Raw genomic sequence first — 13,643 nt, 5'->3', positions numbered from 1 at the left:
ACCGCTTTCGTCATCGTCGGGGGGTGGGAGCGGAGGGGTTCTGCGGGCTCGCGGGGCCCGGCGGACGCGCCGCGTGCGGGGGGAGCCCGGGGCGGCGGTGGCCCGCCGCCGGGGCCTGGGCGTCGTGGTGGCGGCCCGGCGCGGGGTCGCGGCGGGACTCCGCCGTGCGGATCGCGGGCTGGGCGGGGATCGGGGTGCGGGCCCCCTCCTGGGACCGCCAGGCGCGCTGCGGGGCCGTCCAGGCGCGGCGCGCCAGGTGGCCCGCCCAGGCGCGCGCCATGGCGAAGGCGGGCGCGGGGTCGTCCGCCGCGTACCAGGCCGTCTCCAGGACGCCTGACGCCCCGTGGCGGCGGGTGCGGGGACGGGGCGAGGCCAGCAGGGAGAGCGCGGCGTAGTTCTCCACGGCGAAACGGCGCCCGTACGAGCGCACGAGGTCGGGCACCGCGCGGCCCGTCAGGTCCAGGTGCAGCGCGCGCACCACGTCGAGGCCCCACGGATCGGCGAACAGCCGGAACTGGGCGCCGGGCCGGGGGTTGAAGTCCAGCAGGTGGTACGTGCCGGTCTCCGGGTCGCGGCGGAAGTCCAGGTCGGCGATGCCCCGGTAGCCGAGCGCGGCCACCAGGTCCCTGGCCGGCCGCTCGACGTCCGGGTTCGGCGCCCACGCCCCGACGGCGGTCAGTCCCGCGCCGTCCGGCCAGGAGCGGACCTTGCGGCCGGTCGCCGCGACCCCGCAAGCCCCGGCGCTGTCGCAGTACGCGTGGAAGAACCAGTCGCCGTCCCTGCTGGCGGGCAGGTACCGCTGGAGCAGCAGCGGACTGCCGGCCTGCGCCACGCGCGCGTAGAGGTCCCGTACCTGCCGGACGGAGCGGGCGAGGACGGTGCTGCGCAGTCCGGTGCCGGGCGGCAGCAGCCAGGGGCGGCTCCACTTGGCGACGACGGGCAGGCCCAGGTCGGCGGCCATGGAGGCGGCCTCGTCGGCGTCGGCGGGGACGAGGGTGCGCGGATGGGGGACGCCGAGGCGGCGGCAGGTGGCGGCGAGCGCGGCCTTGTCGGCGACGAGCGCGGCGAGCCCCGGCGGCTGATCGGGCAGCAGGAACCGGCGGGCGGGGCCGCCCGGTTCGCGGCGCAGCTCGTCGAGGGCGACGGCGGTCGCGTCGTCGAGGGGCAGCAAGACGGCGGGTTCGCCGCCGAGCGCGCCGGCGACCCCTACCAGGGCCTCGCGGACGGCGGCGAGGCCCTCGCCGGCGGGCCGCGCGTGGCACCGCCGTACGTACCGGGAGCGGGCCACGGGCTCCGCCGGGTCCCCCGCCACGACATGGACGGGGACGCCCGCGCGGCCGAGGGAGCGGGCGGCGCCGAGCGTGCCGTGGTGGAACGGGTTCCGGTCGAGCCGCAGCAGCACTGCGGCGACGCGGGTGTCAAAAAGCGGCACGGCATGTCCTCGTCTCGATGCCCCGATTGGGCGATGAATTTCACTGATGGGCTAGGGAAAAGCCGGGACGGGTTCCCGCCCGCCGGTCAAGGAATACGTTCAGTCAAGACGACTCGATGACGATTGCCGGACGGCGTGGTGCGACGCGGCGGGCGACGGAGGAGTGGCGATGGCGATGCGGTACGGAAAGCGGACGAAAGCCTGGCTGGGGGCGTGTGCGGCCGGCCTGCTGATCTCGGGTTCCGTACTGACGGCGCAGGCCGCGCGCGCCATCGGTTTCCGGGACGGCCCCGACCCGGTGGCGACCGGCGAGACGGCGCTCGGCGCCTATCTGCACTACGGGCCGGCCGGAATCCAGCGCATGGCGGAACTCCAGTCCTGGCTGGGCGGCACCGAATTGCGGGTCGGCCACACCTACCTGCCGGGCGACCGCTGGTCGAACATCGCCGGGCAGGTCGGCTTCCTGGAGGACTGGGCCAGGTGGCGGCAGGAGCGCGCGGACCGGATGTTCGTCCTCAACGTGCCGATGCTGGAGCTCAACGAGAGCCGGCTGCCGGACTTCCTGGTCGCGCGGATGCTGCGGGCGGGCGCCGAGGGGCGGTTCGACCAGCACTTCCGGGCGCTGGCGGAGCGGCTGGTCGGGCTGGGCGTGCCGGACACGGTCCTCGTGCTCGGCTGGGAGATGAACGGATCGACGTACACCCACCGGTGCGGACCGGACCCGGAGGCGTGGAAGAGGTACTGGAAACGCATCGTCACCACCATGCGTGAGGTGCCCGGCCAGAAATTCCGGTTCGACTTCGCGCCCAATCGGGGCCGGGACGCCATTCCGTGGACCGAGTGCTATCCGGGTGACGACGTCGTGGACATCGTGGGAATGGATTCCTACGACCAGCCGCCGGGCCGGACATTCGACGAGCAGGCGAACGAACCGTACGGACTGCGCGACCATGTGGAATTCGCCGCCGCCCGCGGAAAGCCTATCTCCTATCCCGAGTGGGGCCTGTTCCGAAACGGCGACAATCCCGAGTACATGCGGCGGATGCTCGAATGGGTGAAGGAGCACAAACCGCTGTACCACTCGATCAGCGACTACTGCCCGCACGGCGTGTGGCAGTGCCGGAGCAATCCGAGGTCGTCGGACGTGTTCCGGTCGTCGCTGTACGGTCTGGTCCCGCCGGCCCCCGCCCCGACCGGCACCCCGACCGGCACTCCCGCCCCGACGGACCCGGGCGCGCCCGTCCCGTCGGACCCGGGTGCGCCGCCCGGACCGGAGCAGCCGGGCGAGCCCGGTACGGCGCCGCAGCCTCCCGTGGCCGGCGAGCCGCCCGTAGCCGGACAGCCCCCCGCGGTCGGCGAGCCGCAGCAGGGCACCGGACCCGGGCAGCAGGAGGCCGGTACCGGAGAGCCGGGCACCGGACCCGGGCAGCAGGAGGCCGGTACCGGGACGCGGCCCGGCGGTTAGGGGGTCCCGCGCCGCAGCCGCCTGGCCCAGGGCCGGTCGCGCAACCGGTCCGCCGCCCACCGCCGCCCGCCCGCGTACGCCGCCCGCAGCCACAGCAGCGGGGCCGTACGGCGGCTCGCCAGCAGCAGACGCTGGTTCCGGGCGGCGTGCGGGCGCCAGTGGTGCTTGTACGGCTCGTCGCCGCGCAGCAGGCTCAGCGTCCCGCAGCCGGCCTCCCCGGCGATCCGCGCGCCGTTGCGCAGCAGCAGCGCCGCCATGTCGACCTTGAGCGACCGCAGCAGCGGGTCGGCGCCGTAGAGGTAGCCGCCCGACAGGCGGGGCGACAGCAGCGTCAGGTCCGCCGCCACCGCCTCGCCGTCGATCAGGAACTCCGTCACGCGCGCGTGCCCGCTGTCCGCCATCGCCCGCACGGCCCTGCCGAGGTGCTCGGCGAACCGGTCGGTGAGGTGCTCCGCCGTCACCCCGCGCCCGGCCCACTGGCGGCGGTGCAGGTCGAGGAGGCGCCGCAGCGCGCGGGGCACCTCGTCGGCGGGGACCTGCCTGGCCTCGACGCCCTCCCGGTCGATTCTGCGGAGCTTCGCCCTGGCCCGCTGCGCCCGCGCGGCGGGCAGCCGCCGTACGAGCTCCTCGACGGGCACGGACGGCAGTTCCAGGCACAGCGAGTCCGGCAGGCGCGTGCGTGGGCCCGTCCAGAAGGCGAGGAGCCGCTCGGCGGCGGCGCCGCGGCGGATCTCCCGCAGGTCGAGCACGGCGCCGCGGGCGAGCCGGGCGAGGGCCTCCGCGAGGGCGGGCACCGCCTCGGGGCAGCCGTCGTCGGCGAGCACGTCGCCGTAGTCGGTCAGGGCTCCGCCGAGGAACTCCAGGGTGGGCACGCGCGCGTGGGTGCGCCACAGCGGGGCGGCGGCGACGAGCCGGCCGTCGCCCGCCCGGCGTACGAGGACCAGGCGCAGGCGGTCGGGGCTGCCGTACGACAGCCACCAGGAGTGCAGCCAGGCGTGGGTCTGGAACGGGGTGACGGAGGCGCAGCGCCCGTACAGATCCGCCCAGTCGGCGGCGAGCGCGGCGAACTGCGGCTCGTCCCGGCAGACGGTGACGGCGAGGCCGCCGGACCTTCGGGCGCCGGCGGTCCTGGCGCGGGTGCCGAGGCCGCTCATACGGCCTCCGTCTGCGCCGCGTCCCCGACAGCGGGCCCGGGTACGGCGGCGCCCCGTCCCGCGGCGGCGCCCGACGGCTCGTCCGCCGCGCCGCGGGCCGTCTCGGCGGTGGGGTGCTTGGGCCGGACCAGCAGGGCGAGCCCGCCCAGCAGGCCGCCCCCGGCCGCGCCCACCAGCGCCGCCAGCGGAGCCGACGGCGACGTGGGGCTCGTCGGTGTCGTCGCGCGGGAGAACTGCACGACCCTCACATGGGTGCTGTCCTCCGCGTGGGTGCCCTTCTGCACCAGGGCGCGGGCCACGCCGTCCGCCATGGCGGCGGCCGTGGCGGGGCGACCGGAGCGGGCCGTGATGGAGATCATCGGCGCGTCCGGGGAGGTCGCGGCCGACACCCCCGCCTTGAGCGCCGCGGGCGACACGCGGGCCCACACGGCGGCGTCCCCGGCGAGGGCGACGTCCGTGGCGACCCGCCCGTACGCCTGCGCCAGGCCCATCGCCCCCGCCGGGTCGGAGCCCTCCTCGGGGACGACCACGACATAGCTGGTCGCGGCGTACTCGGGCGGGCTCAGCAGCCCGTAGAGGCCGCCGGCGAGGGCGCCGGCCAGAGCGGCCGCCGGGACCGTCCAGGCGCGGCCGGGGCGCCTCACGTGGGCGACACGTCGGGCGAGCCCGGCGGGCAGGCGCCGCAGCGGAAGGAATCGCGGGGTCATCGGTCACTCGCTCCTCGGTAGAGGGTCCGGTAGAGGGTCGTCAGCTGCCGCGCGCTGCGCGCGATGTCGTAGCGGTGCGCCGCCGGAGGCACCGGCCATCTGCTGTGGCCCGCCGCGTGGTGGGCGCGCGTCTCGCGCACCGCCGACGCCACGTCGGCGACGGTGCCGCCGATCCGCCGCGCCGCGGGAGCGTCCTGCGGCGGCAGGTCGTCCAGGGCGGGGCAGGCGACGTAGCGGACGGGCAGCCCGGCGGCCAGCGCCTCGACGACGGCGAGCCCGAACGCCTCGTCGGCGGACGGGGACACGAACACGTCCATCGCGGACAGCAGGGCGGGAAGGCCGCGCGTCACGGCGCCCGCCCACACGACGCGGCCGTCCACGCCCTCCGCCGCGGCGAGGCGCCGCAGCCGCGGCAGCTCGGGGCCTTCGCCGACGAGGAGGAGCCGTACGTCCGGCGGCAGCTCTGCGAGGGCGCGGACGAGCGTGCCGAACCGCTTGCCGGGCACCAGCCGGCCGACGCCGCCGACCACGTAGGCGTCGGCGGGGATGCCGAGCCGCCGGCGCGCCGTGCTCCGCGCGACCCGGTCGTGGGCGAGGCCGGCCGCGTCGATGCCGTTGGGGACGACGCTGATCCGGTGCGGGCGCACGCCCCAGTCGGTCAGGCGGTGGGCGACCGTGTCCGAGACGGCGACGGTGGCGCTGCCGAGGCGTTCCGTCGCCAGGTACAGGGCGCGCGCCCCGGCGGTGAGGGGGCGGCCCTCGATCTGGGCGGCGCCCAGCGAGTGCTCGGTCGCCACGACGTGCCGGACCCCGGCGATGCGGGCGGCGATCCTGCCGTACACGCAGGCGCGGTACAGGTGGGTGTGGACGATGTCGTACCGGCCGCGGCGGATGAGCCGCGCGAGGCGGGGCAGGGCGGTCAGGTCGCGGTTGCCGCGCATGCCGAGGTGGGTGACGGGGACGCCGTCGGCGCGCAGGGCCTCGGCGACGGGTCCTGGGTTGGTGAGGGTGACGACGGCGCTGCGGACCGGCAGGTGGCGCAGCAGGAGCCGCAGTTGCTGCTCGGCGCCGCCGATGCCGAGCCCGGTGATGACGTGCAGGACCCTCATGACGCGTACGCCTGTGCCGCGGGCAGGTCGGCGGGGGTGCGGCGGCGCAGGGCGTGCAGGCGCCGCTTGGCGTGGAGCCGCAGAGCCGTGTCGCGCTGCCCGACGTGGACGCGCGGCAGGGCGTGGACGCCGCTCAGCGGGCCGGGGTCGATGGCGCAGGCGTACGCGTACCCGGCGTCCCGCGCGGCGGCCACCACGCGCGCGTCGACGTGCCCGTACGGGTAGCAGAAGCCGGCGGGCGGCTCGCCGGTCAGGGCGTGCAGCAGGTCGCGGCTGCCGCGCAGTTCACCGTGGAGCGTCGCGTCGTCGGCGGGCGGCAGGGGGATGTGCCGCAGTCCGTGCGAGGCGACCTCCATCCCGGCTTCGGCGCAGCGGCGGAGCCCTTCGGCGGTGAGCAGCGGTTTGCGGGGGCCCAGCGGGTCCCAGGCGTTGTCGCCGCCGAGCCGGCCGGGCAGGGCGAAGACGGTGGCGGTGCAGCCGTGGCGGCGCAGCAGCGGGACGGCGTGGTGGAGGAAGTCGGCGTACCCGTCGTCGAAGGTCAGCCCGACGAGGCCGGCGGCGGTGCCGCGCGCGCGGGCGGCGAGGAGTTCCCGCACGGCGACGCCGCGCAGCCCTCGCGCGCGCAGCCAGCGCAGCTGGGCGTCGAGCCGGCCGGGGGTGACGGTGACGCGGTACGGGTCATCCCTGTCGGTGTCGACGGAGTGGTACATCGCGATCCAGGGGGGCGGGGTGCGTCGGAGCATGGCGGGGCTTTCGCGGGAGGGGGCGGCGCGGGAGGGCGGTGCGCAGCGCCACGCGGGTGAGGTGGGGCACGAGGGGCGCCCGCAGCGCGTGTGCGGCGAGGACGAAGACGGCGGTGACGGCGGCCGCGGCGAGGGCGGTGCCGAGCAGCGGGTGGGCGGCCTGGGCGGCGCACAGCCGGCCGGCGGCGGTCGCGGCGGCGGCAGCGGCGGTGAGCCGGGCGAGGCCGGAGGCGATGGTGCGGGCGGAGAGCGGCACCTGCTGGCGGCCGGTTCCGGCGAGCAGCAGTGCGGCGGTGAGGGTGATCCCGGCGGCATTGGCGAGGGCGATCCCGGCGGAGCCCCAGGGGCCCACCCACAGGGCGCCCAGCGCGGCGTTCGCGGCGACACCGGCGCCCATGGCCGCGGCGGGGAACCACAGCGGGCGGGAGGCGGAGAAGTAGCACCTGCCGAGCGCGCTGACCAGGGCGTGCCCGAGCAGCCCGACGGCGTACACGCGCATGACGGACGCGGTGGCCTCGGTGTCGGCGGCGTCGAACGCGCCGCGCTGGAAGAGGAGTCCGACGATCTGCGGGGCGGCGGCGATCACGGTGGCGGCGCCGACGAGGACGACGACTCCGGCGAGCAGCAGATCCCGTTCCGCGCGGCGGCGGGCGGCGTCCCGGTCGCCCGCGGCGACGGCCCGCGCGATGACGGGGAAGCTGACGGTGCACAGCATCAGCGACAGCACCATCGGCAGCTGGGCGACCTTCTGGGCGTAGTTGAGGTGCGAGATCGCCCCGCCGGGCAGCGGCGCGGCGAGGAACCGCTCGACGAGGACCTGCGACTGGCGGCCCACGGCGAAGACGATGACGGGTGCGACGAGCGCGAGGACGACGCCCGTGGCCGCCGCGGGCCCGGCCGGGCGCGCGGCGCGGGAGGCGTGGCGCCGGCGCAGCCGCCGCAGGAGCGAGGGGGCCTGGACGAGCGCCATCAGCGCCCCGCCCGCCGCGACGCCCGCGGCGGCCGCCCGCACGCCCCACGCGGGGCCGAGGAGGACGACCGCGGTGATGATGCCGGTGTTGTAGGCGACGTAGATGGCGGCCGGCGCGAGGTAGCGGCCGTGGGCCCGCAGCGCGGCGCTGAAGTACCCGGCGAGCGCGAACGACAGGACGCAGGTGGCGGTGAGCCGCGTGCAGTCCACCGCGAGCCGCTGCTCCGGCAGGCCGGGCGCGAGCAGCGGTACGAGGAGGGGCGCGGCGGCGGCGACGAGCGCGGCCGCCGCGGCGGTGACGGCGGCGGTGCGGGGCAGCGTGGACCGTACGAGGCCCAGCACCGGGTCGGGGCCCGCCGCCGCCTCGGCGCGCAGGGCGAGGGCCCGGCTGAAGGCGGGGACGAGGACCAGCGCCATCGCGTCCTCGATGAGCAGCGTGGACGCGAACTCGGGCACCGTCCAGGCGACGAGGAACGCGTCGGTGTCGGGCCCCGCGCCGAAGGTGTGCGCCAGCAGCTGGTCGCGCAGCAGGCCCAGGAGGGCGCCCGCGGCGGTGAGCGCGGCCGTCAGCAGCGCGGCGCGGGCGAGGAACCGGTTGGACGGCGCCCACGCCGTTCCGCCGCGCCGCTTGTCCTCCACCGGCGCGGCGGCGCCCCGGCTCACGCCCGGACCCCCGGCGCCCCGGCGGGGGCGTCGCGGCCCGCGAGCGCCCACCAGGCGGCGACGCCCAGCACGACGGCGGTGAGGACCGTGGAGGGGCCGCCGATGTCGGCGTACAGGAAGTCCGTCAGCTGCCATCCCAGCAGCCCCAGCGCGACGAGCGCGGCGTCCAGCGGCCGGCCGTCGCGGCGCGCGGCGCGCAGGCGGCGGCAGCCGCACAGCAGCAGCGCCAGCCAGCCGCCCGCGAGGGCCAGCAGTCCGAGCAGGCCCTGTTCCGCGAGGACCAGCAGGTACATGTTGTGCGGCGACAGCAGCGGCTGCCGCCGGAACGCCATGCCCGCGCCCGCGGTGTCGCCGGCGGACGACAGGGCGAGCGACGCGTGGCTGTCCCGGTACGCCGGGAAGCCCTTCAGTCCGACGCCGGTCAGCGGTTCGTCGCGCCACATCCCCGCCGCGGCGGCCCACATCGTGTACCGGTCGGTCACCGACCGGTCGGGCGCGGCGGTGACCTGCGTGATGCTGGCGACCCGTTCCTGGACCACGGCGGAGCCGACGCCCAGGCCGCCGACGAGGACGACGGCCAGGGCGCCCGCCGCGAGGGCCGCCTTGAGGGCGCGCAGCGGGCCCGTCACCACGAGCTGCGCCGCGCAGGCCAGCAGCGTGGCGATCCACGCGCCCCGGCTGAACGACAGCACCAGCGGCACGGCCAGGAGCGCCGCGCACACGAGCGCGGCGGTGCGGGCGCGGCTGCGGGCGGGCGCTCCGAGTGCGAGCCCGACGGCGGCGACGATCCCGTACGCGACGACGGTCGCCATGCCCATCACGTCGGTCGGACCGAACGTGCCGACCGCCCGGATGTCCTCGCCCTGGTAGGAGGCGCCCGTCCCCGTGGCGTACTGGACGACGCCGACGCCGCCCTGGACGAGGGCGAGGCCGATGAGCGCCCAGGCGACGACGGCGAGGTCCCGCCGGTCGCGCACGGTCAGCACGACGGCGGCCGGGACCAGGACGAAGACCTGCAGGTGGCGGACGAGGCCCGGGAGGGCGGCGGCCGGGTCGTGCGCGGTGGCGGCGGCGGCGCAGAGCCCGGCCACCGGCAGGCCGATGACCACCGCCGCCAGGCGGGACAGGGGCCGCACGCGCGCGCGGGCGAGGCGTACGAGGCACCACACGACCAGCAGCCCGGACGCGGCGTCCGCGACGGTGGCGCCGCCGGAGCCGGGGCCGCCGCCCGGCGGCACGGCGAGGAGCGCCACGACGGCGAGCAGCGGCAGGAGGTGCGCCCGGCCTGCCGCTGCGGCGGCCCACGCCTCGGGGACGCGCGGCCGGCGGACGGCGGTGGCAGGGGCGGCGGGCGCGGCGGGCGCGGCGGGCGCGGCGGGTACGGCCATCAGCTGCCCGCCGGACGGATCAGCGTGGCGGCGGTGCGCAGCAGGATCCGCACGTCCTGCCAGAGGGTCCAGTGGTCGATGTAGTGGTTGTCGAAGCGGCAGCGGTCCTCGATGGAGGTGTCCCCGCGCAGCCCGTGCACCTGCGCCAGCCCGGTCAGCCCGGCGGGCATGCGGTGGCGTGCCGCGTAGTCGGCGTGCAGGAGGCTGAACCGCTCGACGAAGTAGGGCCGTTCGGGGCGCGGACCGACGAGGCTCATGTCGCCGCGCAGGACGTTCCACAGCTGCGGCAGCTCGTCCAGGGAGGTGCGGCGCAGGAACGACCCGACCGCGCTCAGCCGTTCGTCGTGGGCGACGCTCCAGCGGGTCGCGGCCTCCCGCTCGTCCTCGGGGCGCAGCGTGCGGAACTTCAGCAGCGTGAACAGCCGCCCGTTCTCCCCGACCCGCTCCTGCCGGAACAGGACGCCCGGCCCGTCGGCGAGCCGCACGGCGGCGGCGCACAGCAGCAGTACGGGCGCGGCGGCCAGCAGCAGCACCCCCGCGCCGACGATGTCGAGGGCCCGCTTCGCCGATCTGCCGGGCCGCGCTTCGGGCGGCTCCAGGAGCCGGAACTCGTAGCCCCACAGGTGCCGCCCCATCGGCGCCTGGCCGGCTCCCGCCCGGGCGGGGGCGCCGACGAGCCACAGCGCGCAGCCGTGCCGGCGCAGCAGGGCGGTGTGGTCGGGCCGGGGCGCGCCGTCCTCCGCGGCCGCCAGCAGCGCGTCCTGGACGCCATTCTGGATGACCGCCCGCTGGATGTCCTCGGGCGAGCCGAGCACCGGCAGCGCGGGCCCCGGCGGCGCCGCGCCGGCGGGCTGCGGGATGTCCCGCTCGGCCGGGGTGACGAGCCCGACCGGGCGGACGCCGTACTCCGGGTGCTGGTGCAGCAGCGCGGCGAGGCGCTGCGCCGCGGGCGCGGGCCCGACGACGAGCGCGGCGCGCGGCTCGTCACGCGCGGCGCGGCGGCGGCGCCGGTGGACGGCGCCGCGGAGGACCAGCGTCGCCGAGAGGTGCAGGGCGTACGCGGCGGCGAGCGCGCCGGGCGCGAGGGCGAGGTCCGGCGAACGGGCGGCGAGCAGCGCTGCGGCGGCGCACCACAGGAACGCCAGGCGGGCGGCGACGGCGGGCAGCTCGTCCAGAAGGTTCGGATACGCCCCGGCGCGTACGGCGCCGAGCGCAGCGGGCCGGTAGAGCCCGGCGCGCGCGTGGAGGGCGACGGCTGCGGCGGTCAGCTGGAGCAGCAGCTCGGCGGACCGCTGCCCGGGGGCGAGGGCGGCAGCGGCGGGCAGTACGGCGACGCAGTCCGCGGCGACCAGCGAGGCGGCGAACGGCGCGCGGGCGGCGGCCCGGGTGCGCGGTGCGGCGGTCCGCGCGGCGCCGCCCCGCTGCGGGGCGAGGGCGGCCGGGCGGGCGGTGTGGGGTCCGGACGTGCTGGTGCTTTCCGTGGTCACTGGGCGATCGGCTCTCTGAGCGGGCGGTGGCGCGGGGCTCCGGCCACCTCGCGGTACACGTCGGCGATGGCGGCGCCCGCGTGGCGTACGTCGAAGCGGGCGTGGACGTGCTGGTGCGCCTGGCGGCCCAGGGTCTGCCGGAGGATGGGCCGCCGCAGGAGCCGGACGAGCGCCTCGGCCAGCGCGTCGGGGTCACCGGGGGGTACGAGGCAGTGCGCGGCGTGCCCGGGCGGCAGGCTCTCGCGGGCGCCGTCCACGTCGGTGAGGAGGACCGGCCGCCCGGCCGCCATGGCCTCCAGGGGCGCGAGGGCCATGCCCTCCCAGCGGGACGGCAGGACGGCGAGGTCGGCGGCCCGGTACCAGGGCAGCGGGTCGGCGACGGCCCCGGCGAGGACGACCGACGGGTGCGCCGCGGCGCGGAGTCGAGCGGCGGCGGGGCCGTCGCCGACGAGGATGAGCCGCGCGTCCGGCACGCGCGCGTGGACGGTGCCCCAGGCGCGCAGCAGCAGGTCCTGGCCCTTCTGCCGGCAGAGCCTGCCCACGCACACGACGACGGGCGCGGCGGCGGGCGTCCCGGCGAGGAGCCGGGCGCGGGCGGCGGTCCGCTCGGCGGCGGCCGGGTACGGGCCGAACCGGCCGGTGTCGACGCCGTTGTGAACGACCGTCCAGGAGGCGCGCACACCGGCCTCCTCGCCGCGCCGGCGTTCGGCCTCGCTGACGCAGATGACCCGGTCGGTCCAGCGGGCCGCCCACCGCTCCCAGCGGCGCGCCAGGACCGCGGTGGACCCCTCCACGGCCTCGAACGACCAGGCGTGCGGCTGGTAGACGGTGGGGACGGCGCCGCGGACCGCGAGGCGCGCGGCGAGCCCGGCCTTGGCGCTGTGCGCGTGGACCAGATGGGGGCGTACGAGGGCGACGAGTTCGGCGACGGCGCGGCTCTCCGCGAGGACGTCCCGGCCCGGTTCGCGGCGGGCGTCCCACGGGTGCACCTCGGCGCCCCGGGCGCGGACGGCGGCGGCCAGCGGCGTACCGGGCGGGCAGGCGACGGCAACACGCATGCCCTGCGCCACATGGGCGCCGACCACATCGGTGACCACCCGGGCCACCCCGCCGTCCCCCGGCTGGACGACATGCAGTGCGGTGAGGGGAGGACGCACGCGTGCCCCTTTCTGACGAAGCGGTGGCGGGGTGGTCGGGTGCCGGTCAGCCGCGGGCGTCGGCCTCCAGGAACAGGGCGCCGATCCACAGGTAGTCGCGCGCCGCGCCGAGGCGTACGGCGGTGTCGCTCGCGCCGTGCAGCAGGGCCGGGGAAAGGTCGATGACGTCGGAGTCGTATCCGAGGGTGTTGCTGTGGGCCGGTTCGCGGAGGTGCCGCGCCGCGCCGGGGTCCGTGATGGTCGAGTCGAAGGCGTCGCCGCCGCCGGCCGCGGAACCGCCGCCGGTGGGACTGCTGTTGTCGGAACCGCCGTCGCTCGCCGACGCGCTGAGCGGCACACTGCGGCGGGGGTGGGGCTCGAAGGCGACGGAGTCCCCGGTGATGCCCCGGTCGCCGTCGTACGTGACCAGTCCCAGCCGTCCGGACCCGCCGACGGGGACGCGCTTCCTGCCGAGCTCGACGCGGAACGAGCGGCGCCCCTCGGCGAGGGTCTCGAAACCGTCCCAGAGGGAGAGGTGGCGCAGCGGGGCGCCCTTGCGCGCGTACGCGACGACCAGCGTCCAGCCGCCCCAGGCGCCGACGGCGCTGCGGCCCATGGCGACGTTGATCTGGGCGACGGTGTACATGCCGGGCCCGCTGCTCGCGACGAGCTTGGTGACGTCGGCGGTGGCGTGGAAGGCGTCGGCGCCGTTCGCCGTGCGGTGCCCGACGACGGAGTCGGCGAGCACCTCCTTGTAGGCGCCGCCCGGTTCGGCGATGAGGACGCGCCCGTTGTCCTTCGGCGGCTTCTGCTCGCCGACGCGGAGATTGCCGCCCCAGTACAGCCGGGCGTAGGTGACGCGGGCGTCCTTGGGGAGGGCCAGTTCGGCGCGGCTGGAGTTGAACGTGTTCGGGTCGTCGTCCACGTCCGTGTAGAACATCTCGTACTGGTGGTTGGCCGCCGCGCCCCGCCCCGCTCGCGCGGAGAGGCACGAGACGGCCGCCGTGCGGGCGTTCGCCGCGGAACGGCGGCAGGTGACGGCCGAGTTGGCGGCGCGGACCAGGCCGCCGCGCTGGACGGCGTGGTAGCGCTCGGTGAACGGGATGCGCGGCCGCTCCTTCACCTGGGGTGCTGCGGAGGCGGGAAGCGCGGCTGAGACGGCGGCGCAGGACAGGACGCAGACGAGCCCGCGCCGCACGGCTGGAACCACAGGAATCCGCATAGGGGTTCTCCGCATTGAGGAGTGACGAAACGGCTCCTACCGGGATGTACCGGCACAACAAGTGCACGTTATAACCAGATACGTCAAATTCGAAGCATTATGGACATTCGTGGCGCATCACGCGCGTAGAGCCGCGCCGCCCCCACCACGGGCCACCACACCGGGCG

The 13,643-nt window shown here is 77.2% G+C and carries 11 protein-coding genes; 1 reads left to right on the top strand and 10 read right to left on the bottom strand.

What is annotated here, in order from left to right; translation table 11 throughout:
• Positions 1-10: 10 nt before the first annotated feature.
• Complete coding sequence (locus ACSUPT_RS16540) at positions 11-1,432, bottom strand: ATP-grasp domain-containing protein (protein ID WP_436944782.1); 1,422 nt, start codon at positions 1,430-1,432, stop codon at positions 11-13.
• Positions 1,433-1,601: 169 nt separating this feature from the next.
• Between ACSUPT_RS16540 and ACSUPT_RS16535 the strand changes: the two genes are divergently transcribed.
• Complete coding sequence (locus ACSUPT_RS16535; protein WP_399219583.1) at positions 1,602-2,897, top strand: glycoside hydrolase family 26 protein; 1,296 nt, start codon at positions 1,602-1,604, stop codon at positions 2,895-2,897.
• Here ACSUPT_RS16535 and ACSUPT_RS16530 read toward each other — a convergent pair.
• From ACSUPT_RS16530 to ACSUPT_RS16490, 9 genes are read right to left on the bottom strand one after another with little or no spacing between them, the layout of a single operon-like run.
• The gene (locus tag ACSUPT_RS16530) at positions 2,894-4,051 is read right to left on the bottom strand and encodes a GNAT family N-acetyltransferase (RefSeq protein ID WP_404148900.1); all 1,158 of its coding nucleotides are present in this window, start codon (positions 4,049-4,051) and stop codon (positions 2,894-2,896) included. The genes ACSUPT_RS16535 and ACSUPT_RS16530 overlap by 4 nt on opposite strands.
• Complete coding sequence (locus tag ACSUPT_RS16525) at positions 4,048-4,758, bottom strand: lipopolysaccharide biosynthesis protein (protein WP_404148897.1); 711 nt, start codon at positions 4,756-4,758, stop codon at positions 4,048-4,050. The genes ACSUPT_RS16530 and ACSUPT_RS16525 overlap by 4 nt, the downstream gene beginning before the upstream one ends.
• Positions 4,755-5,867, bottom strand: a complete 1,113-nt coding sequence (locus tag ACSUPT_RS16520) for a glycosyltransferase (protein ID WP_361656144.1) — start codon at positions 5,865-5,867, stop codon at positions 4,755-4,757. Before ACSUPT_RS16520 ends, ACSUPT_RS16525 begins: the two co-directional genes overlap by 4 nt.
• Entirely contained in the window at positions 5,864-6,610 is a 747-nt protein-coding gene (locus tag ACSUPT_RS16515) for a polysaccharide deacetylase family protein (protein WP_436944780.1), read from the bottom strand. The genes ACSUPT_RS16520 and ACSUPT_RS16515 overlap by 4 nt, the downstream gene beginning before the upstream one ends.
• Positions 6,546-8,243: a lipid II flippase MurJ gene (locus ACSUPT_RS16510; protein WP_436944778.1), complete on the bottom strand. Its 1,698-nt coding sequence runs from the start codon at positions 8,241-8,243 to the stop codon at positions 6,546-6,548. Before ACSUPT_RS16510 ends, ACSUPT_RS16515 begins: the two co-directional genes overlap by 65 nt.
• Complete coding sequence (locus tag ACSUPT_RS16505; protein WP_436944777.1) at positions 8,240-9,631, bottom strand: O-antigen ligase family protein; 1,392 nt, start codon at positions 9,629-9,631, stop codon at positions 8,240-8,242. Before ACSUPT_RS16505 ends, ACSUPT_RS16510 begins: the two co-directional genes overlap by 4 nt.
• The gene (locus ACSUPT_RS16500) at positions 9,631-11,118 is read right to left on the bottom strand and encodes an exopolysaccharide biosynthesis polyprenyl glycosylphosphotransferase (protein WP_436944775.1); all 1,488 of its coding nucleotides are present in this window, start codon (positions 11,116-11,118) and stop codon (positions 9,631-9,633) included. Before ACSUPT_RS16500 ends, ACSUPT_RS16505 begins: the two co-directional genes overlap by 1 nt.
• The gene (locus ACSUPT_RS16495) at positions 11,115-12,275 is read right to left on the bottom strand and encodes a glycosyltransferase (protein WP_436944774.1); all 1,161 of its coding nucleotides are present in this window, start codon (positions 12,273-12,275) and stop codon (positions 11,115-11,117) included. The genes ACSUPT_RS16500 and ACSUPT_RS16495 overlap by 4 nt, the downstream gene beginning before the upstream one ends.
• Positions 12,276-12,321: 46 nt before the next feature.
• Entirely contained in the window at positions 12,322-13,476 is a 1,155-nt protein-coding gene (locus tag ACSUPT_RS16490; protein ID WP_436944773.1) for a DUF3344 domain-containing protein, read from the bottom strand.
• Positions 13,477-13,643: the final 167 nt, after the last annotated feature.

The sequence above is a fragment of the Streptomyces sp. SudanB25_2051 genome (assembly GCF_964272635.1).
In the GTDB taxonomy this organism is placed as follows: domain Bacteria; phylum Actinomycetota; class Actinomycetes; order Streptomycetales; family Streptomycetaceae; genus Streptomyces.
Note: the sequence above shows the minus strand (reverse complement) of the source record. Positions and strands in the feature narration are given on the sequence as shown.